A 22,552-nucleotide genomic window follows, 5' to 3' on the forward strand; every position below is an offset into this window, starting at 1 on the left:
GCTAGCATTACCACTAATTGTCAATCGTTAATAATTGGTTTAACCAAGTTTCCACCTGAGTGCGTAAACGCATAGCAGGATCGGCATTGGAGCTGTTGTGCTGTGGTAGAAGCTCTAAAGCACGGCGATAATCAGATATGCAGCAGTTCCAATCACCCCACAAATGATAAGTCCGACCGCGTTCGGCATAAATATGTCCTTCTAGCTGTCCTAGTAACAGTGCCAGATCGAAACTTTCAATTGCCTCTTCATAGCGTTCCAAATCACGCAGAGTAATGCCTCGGTTGAATAACGCCCGCACGTAGCTAGGATTGAGATCTAGAGCGCGATCGTAGTCAGCCAATGCAGCGAGAAAGTTTCCACAGGCGGCGTGATAATTAGCCCGATTGTTATAAGCTTTTGCTAAATTGGGATTCAGTTCTAGTGCGCGATCGTAGTCAGCGATCGCCTGTTGAAGTTGACCAGCTTGAAAGTATACTAATCCCCGATTGTTGTAGTCAATCGCATTTCCAGGGCAGCGATAAAGCAGTTGGCTCAACAACGCGATCGCGTCGGCATAGTTTCCCTGCTGCGATTTCTCCGCAGCACATGCACGTAAGTAGGTATCGGATAAGGCTAGTTCTGGTTGCCGTTTACCGTTTTGAGAGGCTATTGGCGACTGGTTAGCCATTTTGCCGCTACTATTACGTTGATGACGGCATTTTCGATTCTTTTTTTCTGCTTCTAACGATTGGCTTCTCATGATGGTTGCTGGGCTGTTGAGCCACAAGCTCTATAAAATAAACTTATAATTATCTAGACTCTATCTGCTGTATCTTTGTGGCACTTACTTAGGTGTCTTCGCCTAGACTTTTTTATGTCAAGCATTAGTAGCGCCCAAGTCGATGCTCACATTCTATGATTCTCACTTCATACTGGATCATTCATCTTTCCGCAGATAAATTCCAGAAGATTTAGGAATTAGGCATCAGTTATTAGTTATCAGTAGAGAGTGGTAATGGGTAATGGGTAATGGGTAGTTGATAGTTGGTAGTTGCTCCCCTGCTTCCTTGTCCCCCTTGTCCCCCTTGTCCCCCTTGTCCCCCTTGTCCCCCTTGTCCTCCTGCTCCTCAGCTCCCTCAGCTTCCTCAGCTCCCTCAGCTCCCTCAGCTCTCTTTTCCCTGCTCCCTTTTCTTCAATACGTTCGACAAGTTGATAAAATGCAAGCACGGTGACTGCTGTATTTGGATTTGTGAGAGAATTTTGTTATGACTACTGCTACTGTGTATGCCAACGCGCCCGAGCTATCCTCGGAAGACTACGTTGCGATCGGATTAGCGACATGCTTTGTGAAGGAAGAGGGAGAAGTGCGCGAACTAGAAATTATCGAGCCGATACCCTCTGCTGCTTTAGAAGCGATCGCTAAAGGTATTCCCACATCTTACAAACTGGTTAGCGCTACAACCCTGGGAACGATTTTAGCTGGGGACAAATTACAGATCCCTGCTGGTTTTCCCACCTCAGCCCAATTTAGCGACGACTTCGGACAACGGGCGATCGCTGCTGCTCGTACTTACAAGAGCCGAACTGTTGCTAAGGCTCTCATTCCTCTCGGCACAACTCGCGAAGATTTTAATTATTCCACAGAACGCAAGCGCGTACTAAATACGAAACGAGTTGTTAGTAAAGACGACAATGTAAAGCAGCACGCCTACACCCATCAAGTTCTGTGATTGTCGAGTTTTGTAACAGCATTTGAATCTTTAAAATATGCTCAAGCTTTATGGTGGTGCTTTTAGCCGTGCCGCGATCGTTCAATGGTATCTGGAAGAACTAGAAGTTCCCTACGAATTTGTCATGCTGGATATGAAAGCAGGAGAGCATCTCCAACCAGAATATCTTGCCATCAATCCTTTTGGTAAAGTTCCAGCAATTGTAGACGGAGATGTCCAACTGTGGGAATCTGGAGCAATTCTCGCCTATCTTGCCGACAAATACGAAAAAGCCGAGCTATCCTTAGAAGAACGCGCTCAGCTGAGCCAATGGATTTTATTTGCTAATGCCACACTGGGACCAGGAATTTTTGTGGAAGCAAACCGCGATCGCGAAATGCCGCGTCTGATGACTACTCTTAATCAAATTCTAGAGCAGCAATCTTATTTGCTCGGTCAACAGTTTAGTGCAGCTGATGTCGCGGTCGGCTCTCTCTTAAGTTACATTCCAATCATGTTAAAGCTAGATCTGAGCGGATACCCAGCAGTTGTTGGCTATGTCAAAAGACTCGCCGAACGTCCGGCATTTCAAAAGTCAATTGGCTCTCGCCGTGGTGGGTGAAGAAAAGTAGCCTTCAAAGTCTGTCTCATTAAAATTTGTTGAACAATTCATCTGAAAAAAATAGCAGGGTAGACGATGCCTATCCTGCTTCCACGTATTAAGAGTTAGCTCTGCGTTTAGCCCTAGCTTATCTAAAGCCAACAGCCGCTTGCCAAACAAAAGCTAGCAGCAAGAAAAATAGAGGAATCAAGGGCAGAACGTCAACTAGAGGATCTAGGATGGAATATGCTTCCGGTAGTTTTGCTAACAATAATGCGGCTTCCATACTTAAATTTTCCTTCTCAACACAGCTTTCAGAATTGACATGCATCTTAACATGAATCAGTTATCAGTTGTCAGTTATCGGTGACTAGTGACTGGTGGCTGGTGACAAGAGTTGAGTCTAACCACTAATCACTAGCCACTAGCCACTCACCAACGATCGCTCATTCCTAGCTTCTGACTTCTGACTTCTAGCTTTTGACTTGTCCTGATTTCCTGTTCCCTAAACGAAATTCCTGACAAGACTGGTAGCAATTGTCAGGGTCGTAAATATGACATTGAGACGTAATTTCCTGCATTAGAGACCAAGAAAAGTTGGATTCTGGGTGTAAATAATCACCCCAGTTTTGTTGTAAGCTGCGATAAGCTTGCCACAGTTTGTAGGAAGGAATTGCAGTCGAAATGTGGTGGGGAATATGGACGCTGATATCGTGGCAGAGAAATTCTACCCATTGGGGATAATTACAATGAATAGTTCCTGACAACTGCGATCGCGCCGCGTTCCATTCATGAGGATGATAGAAAGGAATATCTACAGCTGTATGGTGTACCAGAGTAAAAGTACTCATCCAAAAATGATAAACCAACCAAGGGATAAACCAAAATTTGATAACTCCCCAGAAACCAGTAGTAGCAAAAAGTAGCGGAAATGCGATCGCGGCAAAAACAATGACTAACATTGCCGAAAACCTGACCTGTTCGCGCTGTTTCCCTTCAAATCGAGTCCAGTTAAAGTGTAATGCTCCCCAGTGTAAGGTAGAAGCCATCCACCAGAATTCACCCCGCATCAGTCGATAGCCCCATTGTCCAAGGGACCCTAAACTAGCATAAAATTCTGGTTGAAAGGGTTGCCATGCGTTGTCTTCACCGATTTTATTAGTGTGTAAGTGGTGGTGATTGTGTAAGATGCGCCAGCTATGGAAAGGGTAAATTAACGGTAATAGTAGCGTATGCCCTACTAAATCATTAACCCAACGACGTTTAGCAAACGAACGATGTCCGCAATCGTGGGCAATCACAAAAAAACCGGTCAACGCTGTACCGGTAAAAATCCAAACAAAGGGTAACAAATACCAAGGCGCGATCGCTAAACCTACATAACCCACCACAACCATAAAAATATTAATGAATACCTGCGACCATGCTTGCAGGCGATCTCGTTGAAAGCACTCTTTAGGTATGGTTTTGAGGATATCTTTGAGACGTGTTTCAGGATTGAAGGAACCATATGTTGGTTGTTGAGGCTGTGGAATCAGTGTAGTCATGAACACCTGTAATAAACGATACCAATTGCTAACACACCACTAAGTTGATAGCGTGCTGATAGTTTTGCGATCGAACTGCTTCGGAATTATATCAACCTTAAGTATCCTAGAAAAAGGGGCATTTATATAGATGAAATCGCGCATTCGCAAGTCAGACAGTCGAAATTAACTGCTCCCAGCTCGTCCCTGCTCCCTGCTCTCTTGCTTCACTGATAACTGAATTTGCTTTCCCATTATGACCAAATCGCGCTCTACACCGTCAAGATTGGCGACCTGGGGTAAATAACCCCAACGCTGAAAGCCAAACGCATCAAATAGTTCTATGCTGGGATGGTTATGGGCAAAAATGAAGCCTAATAGAGTTTTTAACTCCAAGCTGGGGCTTTGCTCGATCGCATAAGATAACAATTGTCGTCCCACGCCACAGCGACGATAGCTAGGAGCAACATATATACTCACCTCCGCAGTTGCTTTATAAGCTGGTCGTCCATAAAAAGATTGAAAACTCAGCCAGCCAGCTATAGCTGCATCTATTTCTAATACCCAAATCGGACGCTCTGCTGGAGAATGGGCGAAAAACCAATCCGTGCGGCTTTCTACAGATACGGGTTCTAGATCGGCTGTTGCTAATCGGTCGGGAATTGCAGCATTATAAATTGCGACAATTTCTGACAAATCGGCAACCACTGCATCGCGAATCGTTCTCATCACCTCTTCACCCCTCATCCACTCGATCGCACAGCTCTTACATTCCCCACTCCCTACTCCCGTACGGACGGGTTTCCAAACCCGCCCCTACTGACTCCCTAATAACGGTGCAGCTGCCAACAGCGTTTGGGTATAAGGATGCTGAGGATTGTTAAAGATAGCTTGAGTCGTATCGATTTCGACAATCTGACCGCTATTCATCACAGCAATGCGATCGCATAAAAATCGAGCTACCCACAAGTCATGGGTAATAAACAAATAAGTTAAATCGAACTCTCGCTTTAATTCCAGCATTAAATCGAGTACCTGAGCTTGGATGCTAGCATCAAGCATACTGACAGGTTCGTCACAAATTATCAGTCGCGGACGAGTAATCAACGCACGGGCGATCGCGACTCGCTGCTGTTGTCCGCCAGATAGTTCGCTAGGATAGCGGCTGTAGTAATTCTCTAATGGAGTTAGTCCGACGCGCTTCAGCATTGCCATGACCTGCTCTTTTGCTTTTGCAGGATTAGCTATTTGATGAATGAACAAAGGCTCGGCAATATTCTGCCCCACGGTCATTGTTGGATTAAGACAAGCATGGGGATCTTGAAAGATCATTTGCATTTGTCGTCGAGAAAGACGCAGATCTTGTCGCGACAAAGTAGTTAAATCCGTGCCTTGCCACTCTACTTTTCCCGATGTAGGGCGAACTAGCTGTAATATTGTCCTAGATAAAGTACTCTTACCACAGCCCGATTCCCCAACTAATCCCAAAATTTCCCCAGGGAAAAGTTCCAAATTTATTCCATCTACAGCCTTAATTGTCTGGTCTTCAGCTTTAAACAACCGCTCGATAAAATTGCGTTCTAAGCTGTAATGCTGTTTTAAATCCGTGATTTTGAGAATTGGTAATTGGTGATTGGTAGTTGGTAGTTGGTAGTTGGTAGTTGGTAGTTGGTAGTTGGTAGTTGGTAGTTGGTAGTTGGTAGTTGCTGAGTGGCTGGAATTGCTTCCTTGTCCCCCTTGTCCCCCTTGTCCTCCTTGTCCCCCTAGTCCCCCTGCTCCCTGCTCCCTGCTCCCTACTCCCTGCTCCCCATGAATATGCAAAGCCGCCTGCAAGAGCGATCGCGTGTATTCGTGTTGCGGTTGCTGAAATACTGTTTGGGAAGAACCAGTTTCGACTAATTCTCCATCGTGCATTACGCCAATGCGATCGCAGTATTCTCCCACCAGCGCCAGATCGTGAGAAATCAATAACAAAGCCATGTCCCGCTCGCGACATAGACGCATCAGTTCTTTTAAGATTTGCGCCGCTACGGTTACATCTAAACTCGTTGTTGGTTCGTCGGCAATAATTAGTTTGGGATCGAGCATTAAAGCTAGGGCGATCGCTACCCGTTGCCGCATTCCTCCGCTAAATTCATGTGGATATTGATGAGCGCGATTTTCGGGAATTTTCACGGCGGCGAGAGTGGCGATCGCTTTATCCCGTAATTCTCGTTCTGACAGGTGGGGTTGATGCGCCTTCAAAGTTTCCATGCAGTGCTTGCCAATCGTCATCAGTGGATCGAGCCGTGTCATCGGATCTTGAAATACCAATGCTACTGCTTCTCCGCGAAATTGCCGCATCTGGGTAGGTGTGAGATCTAGCACCGATCGCTCCTCAAACATCACCTTGCCATTTACGCGGCTGGCTGGTGGTAACAGGCGCATTACAGCCCGTCCTAGAGTCGATTTACCGCAACCCGATTCTCCCACCAGACCCAGGCGATCGCCCCGTTGCAGCGTCAAAGATACGCCGTTAACAGCCCATTGCAGGGACTCCCTATCTTGTTGATGTGGATAGGCAACTTTGAGATTCTCGATATCAAGTAGAGCTTGGCTCATATTATCAGTTATCAGTTATCAGTTATTGGTGAATTAATTTTAGATTGTGGATTTTGAATTGGTCATGGGTAATGGTAAGTTGTAAGTGAGAATTAACTAATCACTGGTCACTGGTCACCGATAATATCTGGTTTGTAACTATTTGAACTACAGTTAGCTATAAAAAAAGTTATTTTTTTAACAAAAAGTTAGTCGTAGTCGAGTTAATGCTTAGTTTTTAAATCTATTTTGCACTCATGTAAGATTCCTACTGATGCTTGAAACCAAAAGTTCTATTCTCATCCTCGGTGGTGGTTTTACTGGTTTATTTACTGGTTTATTTACTGCTCTACATTTAAGCCATCAGCATTGCTCTCTACCCATCGTGACGATCGATCGCGAGTGAAGTTTCATGTTTAAACCCTTACTCTATGAGTTTTTGAGTGGGGAAATAAAATCGGATTCGGTGTGGGCTAGATATGACGAGCTGTTGCATAACAGTGGAGTTGCTTTTATTCGCGACACGATCGCATAGATCGATCTACCAAATCGCCAAGTCCATCTAGAGTCTAAATTGGGTTATACATACAATTATCTAGTTTTAGGTTTAGGTAGCACTACGGGTTCTTTTGGCGTAGAAGGAGCAAGCGAGCATTCTTTTTCGTTCCGCACTGGAGAAGATGCGATCGCGTTAGGGAGACATCTACGCGATTGCTCTAAAGAGCAACTCAAACAGAAGATATAGAACAACGCCGCACTCTATTGACGTTTGCTGTTTTGGGTGATGGTCGTTCTGGAGTAGAGCTAGCTGCTACCTTAGCAGACTTATTACCCGATTGGTATGCTCAAATTAGTGGTAACAAACAAGAAATCCGGGTAGTCATTCTTCAACGCGGTAAAGAGATTTTAAAAGGCGATCGGGATAAGTTGCGCTCCTCTGCCAATCGAGCCTTACAACAGCATGTCGTACCCGTGGAATTGTTGTTAGAAGCTGAAATTAGTGCCGTGCATCCGCAACGGGTAGAATACAAACACGGCGATCGCACCCTAGAATTACCAGTAGCTACGATTATCTGGACGACAGGAACTGCTGTTAATCCTTTAATTAAGCTATTTAACAAATGACTAATGACCAATGACAAATAGCAGCATTTTGGTAGAGTGTAAAATATATCTCCATGAATTAACATGAAAGAATAACTATTATGACGAGCGATCGCAACGGCTGAGAAATGTTATTAGATCGAGACAAACAAACAGTGCAATCTGGAAATATTCCTTATGAAGTAGCTATCATTGGAGCTGGCATTTCTGGAACTGCTTTGCTGTATAGCTTAAGTAAGTACACTAATGTAGAGCGGATTCTCTTAGTAGAAAAAGAATCAGAAGTTGGCTTATGCAATTCTCATAAAACAATGAATAGCCAAACGCTTCATTTTGGCGATATAGAAACTAACTATACTCTAGAAAAAGCTCAAAAAGTGAATCGAGCCGCAACCTTAGTCAAAAACTATCTTTTAAGGAACGACACCAGCCAAAAAAGCTATAGCAAGTACCATAAATTAGTCTTAGGTATTGGAGCAGAGCAAGTTCAAGAACTGCGAGATAGATACAGAGAATTTCAATCGTTATTTCCGCAATTAAAATTAATTCAAAAGCCGGAAATAGAGGCGATCGAACCTAATCTTATTAAAGATAGAAAGCCCGACGAAGAAATTATAGCTTTATATTCTGAAGCTGGTTATACAATAGATTTCCAGGCATTATCTCGCTCGTTTTTGCAAAACTCGATTGAAACTCAAAAACCAATTGACATCATGATGTCAACAAAAGTTAAGTCTCTAAAAAGAGAGAAAAATTTATACCATATACAAACTGACCGAGGAACATTTTCAGCGAAAAGTGTTGCTTTTGCCACTGGAGCATATAGTCTTTTATTTGCCAAAACTCTAGGTTATGGAAAAGATTATGCCCTTTTGAACGTAGCTGGAAACTTTTATTTTTCACCAGGTGTTTTAAATGGCAAAGTCTACACCGTACAAATGAAAAAAATTCCCTTTGCTGCTATTCATGGAGATCCGGAAGTTCACGACCAAAGCCTGACTAGATTTGGTCCCACCGCCAAAGTCACTTTACTATTAGAGAATCGCAAATATGCTACTGTTTTAGACTATCTTAAAACAGCAGGATTCAGTATCAATGCTATTATAAGTTTTTTAACTATACTGTCAGATAAAACCATTTTCAATTATATTTTGAGGAATTTAATTTACGATATACCGTTAGTCGGTAAAAGATTATTTTTAAAAGAAGCACGTAAGATTGTTCCTTCTTTACAACTGAACGAATTACAATTTGCTGAAGGTTATGGAGGAATCAGACCCCAAATTGTTAATACAAAAACTAAGCATCTTGAAATGGGGGAAGCCAAAATAGTCGGAGAAAATATTATATTTAATATAACTCCCTCTCCAGGGGCTTCTACTTGCTTGCAAAATGCCGAATACGATACTGAAAAGATTGTCGCTTTTTTAGGAGCGCAATACACATTTAATAAGCAACAATTCTGGAAAGATTTAGGAGATGAGTAAGGATACCAGAAAGCAGGAAGCAGGGAGGCAAGAGAGCTGAGGGAGCTGAGGAAGCTGAAGGAGAGAATATAAATTCGTTATCTCTATTTTGCTACACATAAATAAAGAGATATGCCGTAGCACATCTCTTCTAGCAAACTGAAACTAGCTTAATTGCCTACATACTACTAGCACTACTAACAGCAATTAATACCTCACCTTTGAGCATTCTCTGAGCGCCATCAAGCAATGCTTCTTCTAAATATGGTTTAGTGAAGTAGCCGCTAGCTCCTAACTGGAGTGCCATTTGGCGGTGACGGTCGGAACCCCGCGATGTCAACATGGCAATTGGTAGTTGACTTAATCTTTCCTCTTTTTGCATCCGCGATAGCAACTCTAAGCCATCCATCCTTGGCATCTCGATATCGCAGAAAACTAAATCGCAAGGTAAACCATCGCGGAGCTTGTCCCAAGCTTCCTGACCGTCACGCGCTTGTTCGACACGATAGCCAGCATTGGTAAATGTCATCGACAACAGCTCGCGGACTGTAATCGAATCATCAATAATTAGTACTAATGGTTCTGTTTTAACTGGCGCTGCTGGTATTGGCGGTGCAGGAATATGTCTGGGCGACCAAACAGTACCTCTACCATCTTTCTGAATCCGTCCTACAGATAGATCGATTAACTCCAATACATCTGCGATCGGCACGATCCGACCGTCCCCCAAAATTGTAGCACCAGCAATTCCTGCTGGCTTGGGTGCAGGTGCTTCAAACTGTTTAATTACAATTTCTTGTTCGCCTAACACCTGGTCAACTTGGAGCGCGAAGAATGTGTCGGCAGAACGGAGAATCACAATCGAAACTGCATTGTCGTCGCGACTGCTGCCATAAATGCTACCTCTCCCTAATTGGCGAGTGAAACTGAGCAATTCTTTTAAGGGTCGGAATGGCAACAAGGAATCGCGCCAAGGAATGCAGGTCTGTCCTTCTGCGTTAGCGACGATATCATTCACGGGAATGTCTATCATCTGTTCCACACCGTCCATTGGGAATGCAATTCGAGCCTTATCGCTCACGCAACAAAGTGCTTTACAAATACTCAGTGTTAGAGGTAGACGAATTGTAAAGGTTGTTCCCTTGCCTAGAGTGGAATCAGTGTGAATTGTACCTCGCATTTGTTTGAGGCTAGTCAACACTACATCCATCCCAATACCGCGTCCGGCAAATTGGTCTACTTGCTCTTTGGTGCTAAAACCTGGTTGAAAGATCAGGTTAAAGACATCCAAACGATCCATGCTGTCTGCTTCTGCTGGAGTAATTAGCCCATTGGCGATCGCTTTTGCCTTCACTTTTTCTGGATCGATCCCAGCTCCATTATCGCTGACGGTAATTACGGTCTGATTGCCTTGGTGAAAAGCGCGAATTGTAATTTTGCCAGCCGCAGCTTTGCCTTTAGTAGTTCGCTCATCTGGGGTTTCAATCCCGTGAGTAATCGCATTGTTGACTAAGTGGGTCATGGGGTCGTAGAGTTGCTCCAAGAGTCCCTTGTCAATCAAAGTCTCGTTGCCTTCTACTTGTAGTTCTGCCTGCTTACCGTATTTGAGAGCAATATCACGCACGGCTCTAGGCAACCGTTCGGCAATTTGACTGAAGGGAACCATTCGCGATCGCGTGATACCTTCTTGCAAGTGGGTTGTCACTTGGCGGAAGTTGCGCGCTACTTGCTCGGTTTCACCCGTGACAAATTCAATATCTGAAGAAGCCTCGCGTACCCTGACGATCAACTCGATCATTTCCTGCGCTAAGGTATGGAAGCCTGTAAAGCGATCCATTTCTAGTGCGTCAAAGTTGACTCCAGTGGCGTGCCGTTCCTCTACTGAGGCAGAATTGCCATCTGGAACTGAAATTAATTTTCCTCCCTGACGACTATTGAGTAGGGATGCTTCTAAGAGCGATCGCTCGTATAGTTCCTGCATCCTCGTACCCACATCACCCAACTGCTGTACTTGGTGCAGCAAGTTGTCGAGGAACTGTCGCAGCCTTTCTTGATCTTGCTCTAAGCTATTCCGGTATACAACTAGCTCCCCAACCATATTACCAATACTATCTAGTTGCTTGACTGGCACGCGCATCATCTGCTCGAAGGCGGGACGGCGAGGGCTAGGGGACGCAGCGGCTGGTTGAGGTGCTGCTGGGGCTGGTTGAGGTGCAACTACATTGGTAGTTTTCGCCGGAGTCTTCTGTAATAGCTGTTCCAAATCGCCAAAGTCACCACCGCTTGGTGTTGTGATAGTAGCTGCCGCGACTTTGGGAGTTTCCTGCAAGAGTAAGTCCAAATCGCCAAAGTCCTCCTCACTGCTTGGTGTTGTAGTAGGTGTCTCGATCGCAGGTACGATGGGAGATGAGCTTAAATCTAATAAAGCTTCTGCCGTGGCGATCGCATTTGCGACCGATTCTTCCTCATGCAATAATGCATTCAGTTCGGGAAAATCGTCATCTGTTTCCAACTGCGAGTCAGCTAAAAAATCTGCTTGGGCTTCTCCTAGCAAGTCCTCATTTTCAGTTGTATCTTGGCAGATAGATTCCACTACGGACATCAACTCTGTAATATTCTCATCGATGATAGCCGCCGTGGAGGTAGAAAATAGCTCGGCATCACTTTCAGCTATTTCAGCCATTAAATTGAAGTTGTCGCCTAACTCCAAACTGGGTTCGAGTTCAAAGCTGGGAAGATCTTCGTTCTCAGTTTGAGTAAGATCGTAATCCAAACTAAGTTCTGCTTCCCCAGCATCCCAGGCGGCGCTTGTAATAGAACCCTCATCATCGAAAGATGTTTCTATTTCGCTGCCAGCATCCCAACCTACCATCAGTTCGGCACTGCTGAAATCGTCTGTCGCTGCCAGTGATGCGTCGGTGAGTAAATCACTGCTAGGCTCTAATTCTAGATTGACTGATGCGTCGGTGAGTAAATCGCTGCTAGGTTCTAATTCTAGATTGAAGGAATTATCTAATTCTTCTACCGTGGCAGAGTCAAAGCCCATCTCTATGGTTTCGCTACCAGTATCCCATTGTGCGATCGATTCTCCATCTTCCGTGGAAGCTTCGGTTACTAAGCTGAAGTTATTGCCTAACTCCAAACTTGGTTCGAGTTCAAAGCTGGGAAGAGCTTCGCTTTCAATTTGATGGGTATCAAAATCTATACCTAGTTCATTTTCCCCAACATTCCATGTTGTACTAGGAGTGATATTTTCTTCATCTTCTTCGACATCGAATGTCTTACCAGGAGTGGTACTTTCGTCATCAACAGGCATTGATGCTGATTGTGCAAATAACTCTGAGTTAGATGCGTTAAAACTGATACTGTCGCTCAACTCGATAATAGTGGAATCAACTCCCATTGCTAGGGCTTCACTGCTAGTATCCCACCCTGTCATCAGCTCGGCACCACTGAAATCGTCTGTTGTTAGTGATTCGTTGGTGAGTAAATCGAGATCGGACTCTAATTCTAAGTTGAGAGTGTTGTCTAATTCTATTGTGGCAGAGTCGAAGCCTAGTTCTAGAGTTTCGCTACTAGCTTCCCATTGTGCGATCGATGCTGTATCTTCTGTAAGCCTCTCATCTGTTGATTCTTCCAGCATGAAAGAAGAATCAAAGTTTGTTACTGCTATCTCTTCTGAAGTGGGAGAAGTAAACAAATCAGCAGTACTATCAAAGCCTAATTCAGATGCTTCAGTCTCAGTATCCCATTCCGACATCGATGTGGCGCTACTATCACTCCACTGGGAATCAGCTTCCGTTCCCAAACCAAGGCTCTCACCTAATTCCAGACTAGGCTCAGCTTCTAAACCAAGACTCTCACCTAATTCCAGACTAGGCTCAGCTTCTAAACCAAGACTCTCACCTAATTCCAGACTAGGCTCAGCTTCTAAACCAAGACTCTCACCTAATTCCAGACTAGGCTCAGCTTCTAAACCAAGACTCTCACCTAATTCCAGAACAGGCTCAGCTTCTAAACCAAGACTCTCACCTAATTCCAGACTAGGCTCAGCTTCTAAACCAAGACTCTCACCTAGTTCCAGACTGGAATTGGTTGCTAAATCAAAATCACTACCTAGTTCCAGACTGGAATCGACTTCTAAACCGCAACTCTCACCTAGCTCCAGACTAGAATTGGTTGTCAATTCAAGATCGTCACTTAATTCCATTAGTGTAGAGTCAAAACCTATTTCTGGGGCTTCGCTGCTAGTATCCCATCCTGCCATGAAGTTTGGATTGCTATCATCGGTTATTGACGTTATTGGTTCTAAGCTGGATTCAGTCTCAAAACTAAAATTACCGCTCAACTCCATAGGAGAAAAGCCAAGTTCTAACTGTCCTACATTACTATCATCCCATCCTTCATCGATCTCTGGAGCAATGTTGTCAGTTTCTAAGCCTAAATTCTCATCTATTTCAGGAATTAAATCGCAATTTAATTCTACTGGTTCAATCTCACTGTTCCATTCGGTCAATGATTCTGTAACATCATTATCAGCATCGGTTGTAAATATTGGTGTTACACTTGCGGGATATGCGATCGCGGATAAATCAAACTCTGATTCAGTCAACTCAGATTCTACTTGTGGCACAAAAGCAATCAAGTCATCTGATATAGCGAATTCATTGCCTAATTCAAGCTGTATTTCTGTATCGGCGATCGCTTCTACCGAACTATCGACAACAGCTTCGGAGCATGATGTTTCGAGCTGCGGTAAGCTCTGAGTTTCCTCTGTCCACAACTGATTTAGATTGACGTTTTCTGAATTATCTGTAGGGTTCGTTGCTTCCAGAGATGTAAGGTCATCTAAACCTACTGTCGTAGCACTAAACAAATTCAAAAAAGCAGGTTCTTCGTCAATTGAATTTAGAGAAATATCTTGGGCTTCAGTAAACAAATTATTGAGTGCTAAAGTTTCTTCAGAAGAAATAGAAGCTTGCGATTCAATATCTTGAAGCGAGATATCATCCGAGCGATCGTTGATGACATTTAACAAATCGGTTGTTTCTTGCCAAAGTTGATTATTGCTGTCTGACTTGGGAGTAAATAAGCTGCTAAGAGCGTCATCATCTGACAAGTTGTCCAGTTGTTCTTCTGTAGAGAATGCTGTTTTGACTTCATTATCAACAATTGCAGGAGGTGTGAAGATATCCGCTCCTAAAACGAGAGAACTTTCAGTAAACTGATTCTCGTTTAACTCAAAACTATTGCTATTGTTTTCTTCCCAATCCAGCAAGAAAGTATTAATCGACAACGATTGCAATTGTTCGCAGATGGTAATTTCATCTGCACGGTGAGCGAGAATGAGTTCCTGTGCTTGTTTGAGTTCGCGAATAATGACTGGAGCAAGAGTACGATAGGAGTTGTCGGTATTGGCGATCGCCCCTGCTGCTGTTTCGCACAACGTCAACCAGCCAGATAAGTCATATTCCACTCCCATCTCAGCGAGTCGGGTACAGCACGCCTGAAGTTCTTGGCGCGTTTGAGATGTCTCCGGCTGCTTAAATAGTTGTAACAACTCTCTGAGTGTTTCTGGGACGCTGTACTCAAAAGCGGATGCACAAGCAGCGATCGCTGCTTGTGCATCCGCAGTAACCGCAGGCATGGATAATTCATCTGGATGCATACTACCACCAGCTTGTCCCACCAGTACAGACAGTTGATGTTCCAGAGCAGCAAACACCGGTTCGACTTCTGCCATTAACCGGCTGGCTTCACCATCGCTTAAGTTAGAGCCATTTTGGAGTTGCTCCAAAAGTGCCTTTAAATTATCGAAAACTTGCAAAAATAATGATTCTAGAGTTTGCTCGATTTGAATCGACGGACACTCTTTCAAAATTTTGAAAAAGTCTTCCAAGCGGTGAGCTGTACGCTGGATGCTATTCAGACCCAGCATTGCTGCTCCTCCTTTAATTGAGTGAGCAGCTCGAAAGATTTCATTCACCATTTCCGAATCTGCAAGCGTACTTTGCAAATTTAACAAGCCTTGCTCGATCGTATTTAGATGGTCGCTGGCTTCTTCGAGAAAATAGCCCAAAATCCGCTGTTGTTGTTCCGGCAGCATAATAATTCTTTTGAGTTTTGAGTTCTAAGTTTTCAGGTAAGAGAATTAGTTTTGAGTTAAGAAATTATTTTGAGTTTTGAGATCGGAGGATAGTATTGAGTTGAGGTTGCAGCCATAAATCAATACTTGACAATAAGTGAAAAAATAGTAATAGACAATTTCATTCCTACTCGTGTTACACTCAAAACTCAGTAGAATTGGGCGAAAATAGAGTTATAAACGCTCAGTTAAGAACATTATTCGTACTATTTAACTGAAAGTTTTTGATTTTGGAATTACTTTAAGGAATCTAGGTTGTTACATTCCAAAATTCCAAATTCAAAATGGAATCGCCCTTTGCTACCATTCAAAACACCATAGCTACACTCGGAAGCGTTCTACTGAAGTCTGTAGTTCTCCTGCTACCTGCACGAGGTTTTGCAGAGAGCCAGAAACTCGCTGAGCTTCCTGAGAGGTTTCTTGTGCTGTTAACTCTACTGACTGTACCACAGCTGCCACGGCGCGAGAGGTTTCTGTTTGTTGTACGGTGTCAGCAGTGATCGAACCAACCAAAGCATCAATACGATTGGATACTTGCACGATGTCTTCCAGCGATCGCTTAGCTTGCTCGGCTAGTTTCGTTCCTTGAATAACCTGTTGAGTTCCCTCTTCCATCGCTGTCATTACCGAACCCGTCTCGCTTTGAATTTGCCTCACGATCTGTTCGATTTCTTTCAACGCCTTGGCAACTCTATCTGCTAGCTGACGTACCTCATCCGCAACAATGGCGAAGCCTCGACCTGCTTCTCCAGCTCTTGCTGCTTCAATACTGGCGTTAAGTGCCAACATATTCGTCCGCGAAGCGATTTGAGAGATCAGTGCCACAATCTTAGAAATTTCTTGCGAGGATTCTGCCAGCCGCTTTACCTTGCGAGTGGTTTCCGCTACCGTCTGCCGAATTTCTAAAATACCTGCTACTGTTCTTTCTACTGCCTCACCGCCTTTTTGAGCGGTGTCGGAAGCAGAACGCGCTACAGATTCAGCCTCTCTCGCCGATTCTGCTACACGTTGAATTGCGTCTGTTAGCACTTGTACAGAATTAAGCGTAACTGCTAGCTCTTCAGCTTGACGCAAAGCGTCTTGGGACAGCGCCCGGGCAAATGTTTCGTTGTCGGCAGATCCTTGACTGACCTGTCGAGCTGCTAGTTTTACTTGTCCGACGATCTCTCGCAGATTTTGAATTGTTAAGTTAAACGAGTCGGCAACCGCTCCTAAAACGTCAGCAGTGACTTCAGCCTGTACAGTTAAGTCTCCCCTTGCCGCACCTTCTACGTCGTCTAGTAGCCGGATCACCTGCCGTTGTAATTCTTCTTTAGCCTGTTCTTGTTCTTGTGCTTTGCGCTGCGTTTCTGTAGTAATTTGAGCAATGCCTTGTAGCATATCGTTAAACTCAGAAGCTAACAGTCCAAACTCATCTTGAGAATAAACTGTAGCTCTAGCATCGAGATTGCCCGTCCGCACGGTATTAAATTGTCCGCGCAGATCCATTGTGGTGTGTTGAATTTGTTTGAGCGTCAGTCGTCCCATGAAGCGCGAGCTAGCAAAACTTGTAGCTCCAGCAACCAGAGCCATAGCTATACCCGTACCTTGGACTGCACGCTGGTTTTCACCTTTGAGCAGCATCGATCCGCCAAAGCCAGCAGCAGTGACGACTAGAGCAGAGGTAATACCAACAGTGCTTGCCGTAAGCCATTGCTTTTTCGCCAGAGGAGCTTGCTCGAACTGTCCTACCAAGCCGCCACTGTTGGCAGATAATTGACGATCGCCTGTATCATCTGCTTGCAAATTGGGCATGGACGATGCCAATTGAGCTACTTCTGCCTTGTTGCTGGCGCGATCGCTCAATTCGCCGTGACTGTCCGCAGACGATAAGGATGAGGCACTTCCTGATAGAGGAGAAGATAACAATCCAGAATCTAGCAATTCAGAAGCCGACTCTGGAAGTTCAAACTCCTCGATTGAATTGCGCTCGGAGCGACTAACATTGTTGTTTTCGGTGTCAAGATCGTAGCGCTCGGAAAACTCGCGCTCGATTTGAAAGTGAGACAAGTCTGAATTGTGAGGATGAGAAAGCTCGTGCCGGCTCAAATCTGGTAGGCTCGACTCTAAATTGCTATCTTCTGATAGATTACTTTCTGGCTGATTCCAGACAAAAGGATTGCCAAAAGGCATAGAAGAATTGCTACTGCTGGTAACATTTGTACTGTCAAGATGCGATTGGGAAAACGGACTATCAAATTGATGCGAAAAAGACTTTGGAGAATCTGAATATGACGACTGCTCTGTAGCATAGTAGTCCGGCGGTTCGGCAGCGTCAGCTCCCAATAAGAAAGTATTTTCAATTTCTGACGCTGGCATCCTGCCATTACTATACTGCTCTGAACTTTCGTACTGTTTAACTGACTCCAAGCCGTTTTTCGCACAATCAATCAATTCTGGATCTTGTGTCAGTTGTAATACAGTTTGATATTGTTCTCTAGCAATTTCGTACTGCCGAAGAACGCAGTAAATGTGACCTCGTAGGAGGCGACTATTAGGATCGGCAGGAAAGTCTTCGATCAATCGATCGACAAAAGTAGCCGCCTCCTCATAGTTACCTTGAATATAGGCTGTTTGAGCTTGTTGATATTGCTGCTCGTGATTAGTACTTGATGTCATTTGCTGCCTCTGCTTGCCTTGATTTCATGCTGCCCAAAGTTCGCTCGATATAATTGCCTTGTGATCTAGCAGTCGAAGACGCTGATGGGTATCTTCATCTAAAATCCACTCACCACGGACAAAGGGAGCCATACTGTTTGCAACTTGAGTAGGCTGCTGTACTTTTTCCGCACTCAGCCATTCCATCCCGACAATGCGATCGACTGCCAACCCTAAGAGTATTTCTTGCTCTTCTACGGCAATTACCGGAATTTCTGGTCGCTCTGTGTTTAAGGCTGTTGATTCTCCCAAAATTTGGCTGAGGTCAGCTACCCAGATCACTCGTCCGCGTAAGTTGATCGTGCCCAAGAGTAAGCTGGATATATTGGGAATTGGTGTAATGCGATCGAGAGGAGCTGAGATGACCTCCCGAACAATAATTGCTGGCAATGCCAGCTCTTGAGTGGGTGTGACAAAAAAGCGTAGGTGTAGTTCTCCTTCCCGAATCTCTAATTGCTGAAATTCTGACGCAACTTGAACTTGGTCAGCACCCATTGACAAGTCCAGATCTACCATGCCACTCACCCTTGCCCTCGCAGTAATTGTTTAACTGTTGCCAGTAATTCTTTTGGTTGAAATGGTTTGACAATGTAAGCGTCTGCACCCTGTTTCATTCCCCAGTAGCGATCGAATTCCTCGCCTTTGGAGGAACACATTACCACTGGGACATTTTGAGTTTTTGGATCGGTTTTCAGCTTGCGACAAACCTCGTAACCATTCATTCTAGGCATGACAATATCTAACACCACTAAATCGGGACAAGAAGCTTCTTGCATATGCTGTAAAGCCTCCATACCATCAGTGGCTATCATCACCGTCAACCCACTCCCCTGAAGAAGATCGATAATAATCTCTCTTTGAGTAGGACTATCTTCCACGACCAGCACTGTACTCATAACTGTTAATTTGCCTCCTGGCTTCAACGTCCCGCCTGTGGGCACGACCACCGTGGTTAACTAAAAATTATGCATCAATTCAGTAAGCTAAGTTCTTTACTAATCGAGCTACGAACATGCCAAAATTTAGTATAAATATGTGTAAAATCAACTTCAATCGTGTCTTGCATGAACTCGCAAAATTTAAGTTAATGGCTCAAACAATTGTAAGCAAACTCAAAGATAACTGATTTTTAGATCGAACTCTCGCATGAGCTTATATCGAAATCGCATAAGTTCCTTATGCGATACTTCACAGTGTTTATGGTGTCCACACACGCGATAAAAGTCATTCTTTTAAGTGCAATACAAATTATTTGGATAGTTAGTGTTTTAAGAGAATCTTAGATTACTAAACTACAGCATCAACTTAGCTCTACCTCAATCGTTTATCCAAGCGCAAATCCACTGAGAACTTAATCCTATTTAAGTTAAAAACTTACCGCAATCGGTGAATCTACAGAGGCGAACAGTTATCAGTTATTAGGGAGCAGAGTGGTAATAACTAACAACCAATGACCAATGACCAATGACCAGTGACCAGTGACCGGACTAGCAATTGATGAGTAGTTAATTCTAGTTTATGACTTGTGAGTTGTCTTCACACCTTTCTTAGGCAGGGATTTTTCTACTAGCATCAATAACTCGCTATCGGTGAAAGGTTTAGTGAGATAGTCGGTTGCGCCTACCGTTCTAGCTTTGACGCGATCGATAAATCCATCCTTACCTGTTAGCATGACAATCGGCGTTTGCCGAAAGGCATTGGAGCAGCGCAGCATGGCACATAGCTCGTAGCCATCTAGTGTGGGCATGACAATATCGCACAGAATTAAATCTGGTGGCTGGTGAAACAGCAGACTAAATGCCTGAAGCGGATCGCTACAGCTCATGACTGTAAATCCTTGCTGCTGTAGGATAGTTTCTACAGTTTGGCAAATAGCGATCGCATCGTCGATGCATGTGATTGTTAGCGTTTTGATACCAGAAGACAAATGAGGATTATCAGTTGTTATCCCAGTTATTTTTGGCGTGTGAATTTGTATCCAACCGTGTTTCACGCAAGGATAAACCGCCTTGCCTACCGTTAAAATATCTCGATTGAGATAGCGTGCTAGTTGGCGGAGAGAAGTTTTACCATCTATCCAAGTCTCTAGTCGATTGGCGGTTGCTGCTGGCAAGCCTTGACGTAATCCTTTGAGATTGGCGATCGTCAAACAGCGATCGGGAGATTGAATCTGAGGATATAACTGCTTCCATGCCTGTACCTGCTGTACGATCTTGGTTGCTAAAGAAGTACTGGCTAAAATCGTCAAGTGCGGTGATAGGGCAGCTCCTCGCTTGAAAATAAACAAACCTTGATGCAAACTTAGTAGATCGAACAGGGTTTCATGCACAATGCCGTGGATGATGTTACGAGCTTGAGCCGGGGTGAGAACGCGATCTTCTAGCAATGTCCAAAGATAGGCATACTCTAGGGTGGTATTAGCTGCGAACGTGGAAGTTGTAATTTGCTCTAGGTCGATCTCGATTCGATAGTGTCGTAGATAATCGCGTAGACGAGATAAACTGCGATCGCCATCTGTGGCATAGACGATTTGACCGTTGAGAAAAAAGATAAACCAACACTGCGATCGCGGGTACGAACTCCTGTAACGCAAAGCAAAGTTCGGATCTGCGTGATTCACGTTACTAGAAGGACTGTAGGCTTCAACAAACAATTCCCCCGTTTGCTGTCCTAATTCAATGAGTTGTAAAATACTGCGAATATCAATTTCACTTAAGTTACCCTGCATTTAGCTGATGAAGCTCCTATGTAATCGCGTATACCCCTTCATTAATTCTTCCCTTTTATAGTCATCAGTCATCAGTTGGCTAACATTGACTCTGACTAATGACAGATGACAAATGACGACTAATCGCTAGTAGCCAATTTTGTAACACAATTTAACAAAGAAGAAGTGAAGAAGTTAAGCAATAACTCGGAAGTGACATTGACTGTACTCAGTCCAAAATAGAGTCGGAGATTTCTGCGCCTGCTGATATTAGCTTTAACCAAAATGGGGTTTTGACCACAATGGAGATTTAACCAAAGTGAGTCAAACATTACAAGCAAGATCGGTTCGCAGCTGAGGCATTGGTAAAACAAGAGGACGACTGGTGTGCTGTATTTAGCAGAAGTACAAAAGCAAAAAGCTTTTATGGGTCTGAAGACAGAAATCAAGCTGCTGGCATTTCAAAGAGCCGACCAGAGTTGGTCTTCTGTACAGGGAGAAGAGATTGTTGCAGCTGAGGAAGCAAACAATCTCAATGCTGGAGCGCTGATACTAGCTGACTTAAATGCCAATCGACAAGTACAACGCATTCAAGAAGCAGGGCGACCTTTAGTTAGCATCTTAAGTGGGTTCTCCCGACAAATCGAAAAAGCGAAGCTTCAGGAAGAAGAAATCGAGCAGTGGAAGGAATCTCTCACCTTTCAAAGAGATGAGATGTCCCGCCGCCACGAAGAAATGGAAGTACGCTTGGAAGAGTTGGAACACATTGAGGAGGAATATAGGCGATTACAGAGCAGCCAGTCGGCAGGATTGGACGAAACAACTGTTAGCCAAGTTGAAGAATTGCTCGAACGCTTATCTCAAGGCTTACCACCGACTACAGCAGTAAGGCAAGAACTAAGCTTGGTTCTAGAATTGGTAGAGACCCAGCAAGCAACCTTGATTCCACATTGGCAGAAACTAGAACAGCAAAAGCAAGGGATCGACCAGCAGCAGTTAGAAGTCGATAGCCAAACTCAGAGGTTACAGCAAGGTCAACAGCAGTGGTGGGAATCACAAAAATCTCTAGAACAGCGAAAAGTCAAACTACAAGCGCAAGCGATGGTGCTGCAAGCCAAGCAAGAATACGCTCAAACCCTCAACGCACATCAACGACATCAAGAAGATTTACATCAGCAACTGAATCGTTTGATCCAACCGGTAGATGATTTTCTCTTTAGCCAGCAAGTTGATTCTGCCGCATTGGAACAAATGCCTTTAGATCAACTGCAACAAGTGCTACAAGATTTGCGGCGAGATTGGGAGAATGCTTGTCGGTTCGTTCACGAGCAAGAAGAGGAACTAAGAGCTAATCAACAGGCAATTGACGAAATTAAGGGGCGCTTGAGCCGAGCTGCCAGCGACGGGGAACGGGCGAATATAGAAGCAGAACTAAAAGACGAACAAGACAGTTATGAATTTTTGCTGCAAACCTTGATGGGTCAACGCCAAAATTTACAAGATCGCAAAGAAACTTTACGACAACACCAAACTGTTTTGTGGAGACGGCGGGGAATTCCAGTTGGCAATCGAGAAGAAGATTACAAATTAGATTTAGATCCGCTATTAAGTCAAGTTCAGTTGCAAAAACAACAGCAATCCCTAATACTGCAACAGCTAGAAAAGGAAATCGAGCAGATGCGCTCTGGATTTGACTTAGAGCAGGGAATGCTCGACCAGCAGGTGCAGGAACAAGAAAGACGGTGGCAGGAATTACAGACCTGGCAGCAAGAGTTGCTATCTTTGCGATCGCTTGCTGCCGATTGTAGCGGTAGGATAAATCTTTATGAAGAAATCCTCAGACCAGTACAAGATAGTTTGGATGGACTGCGACAGAAATTACAAGGAGTGGCGGGCATACTGAGCATAGAAGCTAGCGAACCACCACAAGCAGCGATCGCTCAAATTCGCGCCAAAATTACGAGAAACTCATAAAAAAAGTCAAAAGCCAAAATCTTAACGTCATAAGCATTTTATATTGTGGCTTTCTGGTAGC

Annotated in this window: 19 protein-coding genes; 8 read left to right on the forward strand and 11 right to left on the reverse strand. The window is 44.2% G+C overall.

Annotated elements, in window-relative coordinates; genetic code table 11:
* Positions 1–13: 13 nt before the first annotated feature.
* The gene (locus M5J74_RS00620) at positions 14–742 is read right to left on the reverse strand and encodes a tetratricopeptide repeat protein (RefSeq protein ID WP_015152219.1); all 729 of its coding nucleotides are present in this window, start codon (positions 740–742) and stop codon (positions 14–16) included.
* Positions 743–981: 239 nt separating this feature from the next.
* Complete coding sequence (locus M5J74_RS00625) at positions 982–1,209, reverse strand: hypothetical protein (RefSeq protein WP_250014933.1); 228 nt, start codon at positions 1,207–1,209, stop codon at positions 982–984.
* Between the two features lie 38 nt (positions 1,210–1,247).
* Here M5J74_RS00625 and M5J74_RS00630 point away from each other — a divergent pair, with 38 nt between their 5' ends.
* Both M5J74_RS00630 and M5J74_RS00635 read left to right on the forward strand, forming a co-directional pair.
* Entirely contained in the window at positions 1,248–1,712 is a 465-nt protein-coding gene (locus tag M5J74_RS00630; protein ID WP_250014934.1) for a hypothetical protein, read from the forward strand.
* Between the two features lie 37 nt (positions 1,713–1,749).
* A complete protein-coding gene (locus M5J74_RS00635) occupies positions 1,750–2,313 on the forward strand; it encodes a glutathione S-transferase family protein (RefSeq protein ID WP_250014936.1) in 564 nt (187 codons plus the stop codon).
* Between the two features lie 127 nt (positions 2,314–2,440).
* Here M5J74_RS00635 and M5J74_RS00640 read toward each other — a convergent pair whose 3' ends face one another.
* The 4 genes from M5J74_RS00640 to M5J74_RS00655 all read right to left on the reverse strand — a co-directional run bounded on the left by M5J74_RS00640 (position 2,441) and on the right by M5J74_RS00655 (position 6,419).
* Positions 2,441–2,578: a photosystem II reaction center protein K gene (locus tag M5J74_RS00640; RefSeq protein WP_039714828.1), complete on the reverse strand. Its 138-nt coding sequence runs from the start codon at positions 2,576–2,578 to the stop codon at positions 2,441–2,443.
* A 187-nt stretch (positions 2,579–2,765) separates the two neighbouring features.
* Positions 2,766–3,839: a fatty acid desaturase gene (locus M5J74_RS00645; RefSeq protein ID WP_015152223.1), complete on the reverse strand. Its 1,074-nt coding sequence runs from the start codon at positions 3,837–3,839 to the stop codon at positions 2,766–2,768.
* 165 nt (positions 3,840–4,004) lie between these two features.
* Positions 4,005–4,565: a GNAT family N-acetyltransferase gene (locus tag M5J74_RS00650; RefSeq protein WP_250014938.1), complete on the reverse strand. Its 561-nt coding sequence runs from the start codon at positions 4,563–4,565 to the stop codon at positions 4,005–4,007.
* 69 nt (positions 4,566–4,634) lie between these two features.
* Positions 4,635–6,419 (reverse strand): ABC transporter ATP-binding protein, encoded by a 1,785-nt coding sequence (locus M5J74_RS00655; protein WP_250014939.1) that lies wholly within the window; start codon positions 6,417–6,419, stop codon positions 4,635–4,637.
* 253 nt (positions 6,420–6,672) lie between these two features.
* Between M5J74_RS00655 and M5J74_RS32425 the strand changes: the two genes are divergently transcribed.
* The 5 genes from M5J74_RS32425 to M5J74_RS00670 all read left to right on the forward strand — a co-directional run bounded on the left by M5J74_RS32425 (position 6,673) and on the right by M5J74_RS00670 (position 8,989).
* Positions 6,673–6,804: a hypothetical protein gene (locus M5J74_RS32425; RefSeq protein ID WP_256498647.1), complete on the forward strand. Its 132-nt coding sequence runs from the start codon at positions 6,673–6,675 to the stop codon at positions 6,802–6,804.
* Positions 6,805–6,810: 6 nt separating this feature from the next.
* The gene (locus tag M5J74_RS32430; protein WP_256498648.1) at positions 6,811–6,933 is read left to right on the forward strand and encodes a hypothetical protein; all 123 of its coding nucleotides are present in this window, start codon (positions 6,811–6,813) and stop codon (positions 6,931–6,933) included.
* A 39-nt stretch (positions 6,934–6,972) separates the two neighbouring features.
* Entirely contained in the window at positions 6,973–7,143 is a 171-nt protein-coding gene (locus M5J74_RS00660; RefSeq protein WP_158631761.1) for a hypothetical protein, read from the forward strand.
* A 17-nt stretch (positions 7,144–7,160) separates the two neighbouring features.
* Positions 7,161–7,523: an FAD-dependent oxidoreductase gene (locus M5J74_RS00665; protein WP_051033145.1), complete on the forward strand. Its 363-nt coding sequence runs from the start codon at positions 7,161–7,163 to the stop codon at positions 7,521–7,523.
* 107 nt (positions 7,524–7,630) lie between these two features.
* Positions 7,631–8,989, forward strand: coding sequence for an FAD-dependent oxidoreductase (locus tag M5J74_RS00670; RefSeq protein ID WP_250014941.1), 1,359 nt, complete (start codon positions 7,631–7,633; stop codon positions 8,987–8,989).
* 157 nt (positions 8,990–9,146) lie between these two features.
* Here the strand turns inward: M5J74_RS00670 and M5J74_RS00675 are convergent, their stop codons facing one another.
* The 5 genes from M5J74_RS00675 to M5J74_RS00695 form a co-directional block, all read right to left on the reverse strand.
* Positions 9,147–15,074, reverse strand: coding sequence for a response regulator (locus M5J74_RS00675; RefSeq protein WP_250014943.1), 5,928 nt, complete (start codon positions 15,072–15,074; stop codon positions 9,147–9,149).
* A 360-nt stretch (positions 15,075–15,434) separates the two neighbouring features.
* Positions 15,435–17,771, reverse strand: a complete 2,337-nt coding sequence (locus M5J74_RS00680) for a methyl-accepting chemotaxis protein (RefSeq protein ID WP_250014945.1) — start codon at positions 17,769–17,771, stop codon at positions 15,435–15,437.
* A gap of 24 nt (positions 17,772–17,795) precedes the next feature.
* Positions 17,796–18,326 (reverse strand): chemotaxis protein CheW, encoded by a 531-nt coding sequence (locus tag M5J74_RS00685; protein WP_015152229.1) that lies wholly within the window; start codon positions 18,324–18,326, stop codon positions 17,796–17,798.
* Between the two features lie 5 nt (positions 18,327–18,331).
* Complete coding sequence (locus M5J74_RS00690) at positions 18,332–18,706, reverse strand: response regulator transcription factor (protein ID WP_041462305.1); 375 nt, start codon at positions 18,704–18,706, stop codon at positions 18,332–18,334.
* A gap of 620 nt (positions 18,707–19,326) precedes the next feature.
* Positions 19,327–20,538, reverse strand: coding sequence for a response regulator (locus M5J74_RS00695; RefSeq protein ID WP_106169205.1), 1,212 nt, complete (start codon positions 20,536–20,538; stop codon positions 19,327–19,329).
* A 366-nt stretch (positions 20,539–20,904) separates the two neighbouring features.
* Here M5J74_RS00695 and hmpF point away from each other — a divergent pair, with 366 nt between their 5' ends.
* Complete coding sequence (hmpF, locus tag M5J74_RS00700; protein WP_250014947.1) at positions 20,905–22,491, forward strand: pilus motility taxis protein HmpF; 1,587 nt, start codon at positions 20,905–20,907, stop codon at positions 22,489–22,491.
* Positions 22,492–22,552 lie beyond the last annotated feature (61 nt).

Origin of the sequence: Chroococcidiopsis sp. CCNUC1 (assembly GCF_023546805.1) — a bacterium.
Lineage (GTDB): Bacteria > Cyanobacteriota > Cyanobacteriia > Cyanobacteriales > Chroococcidiopsidaceae > Chroococcidiopsis > Chroococcidiopsis thermalis.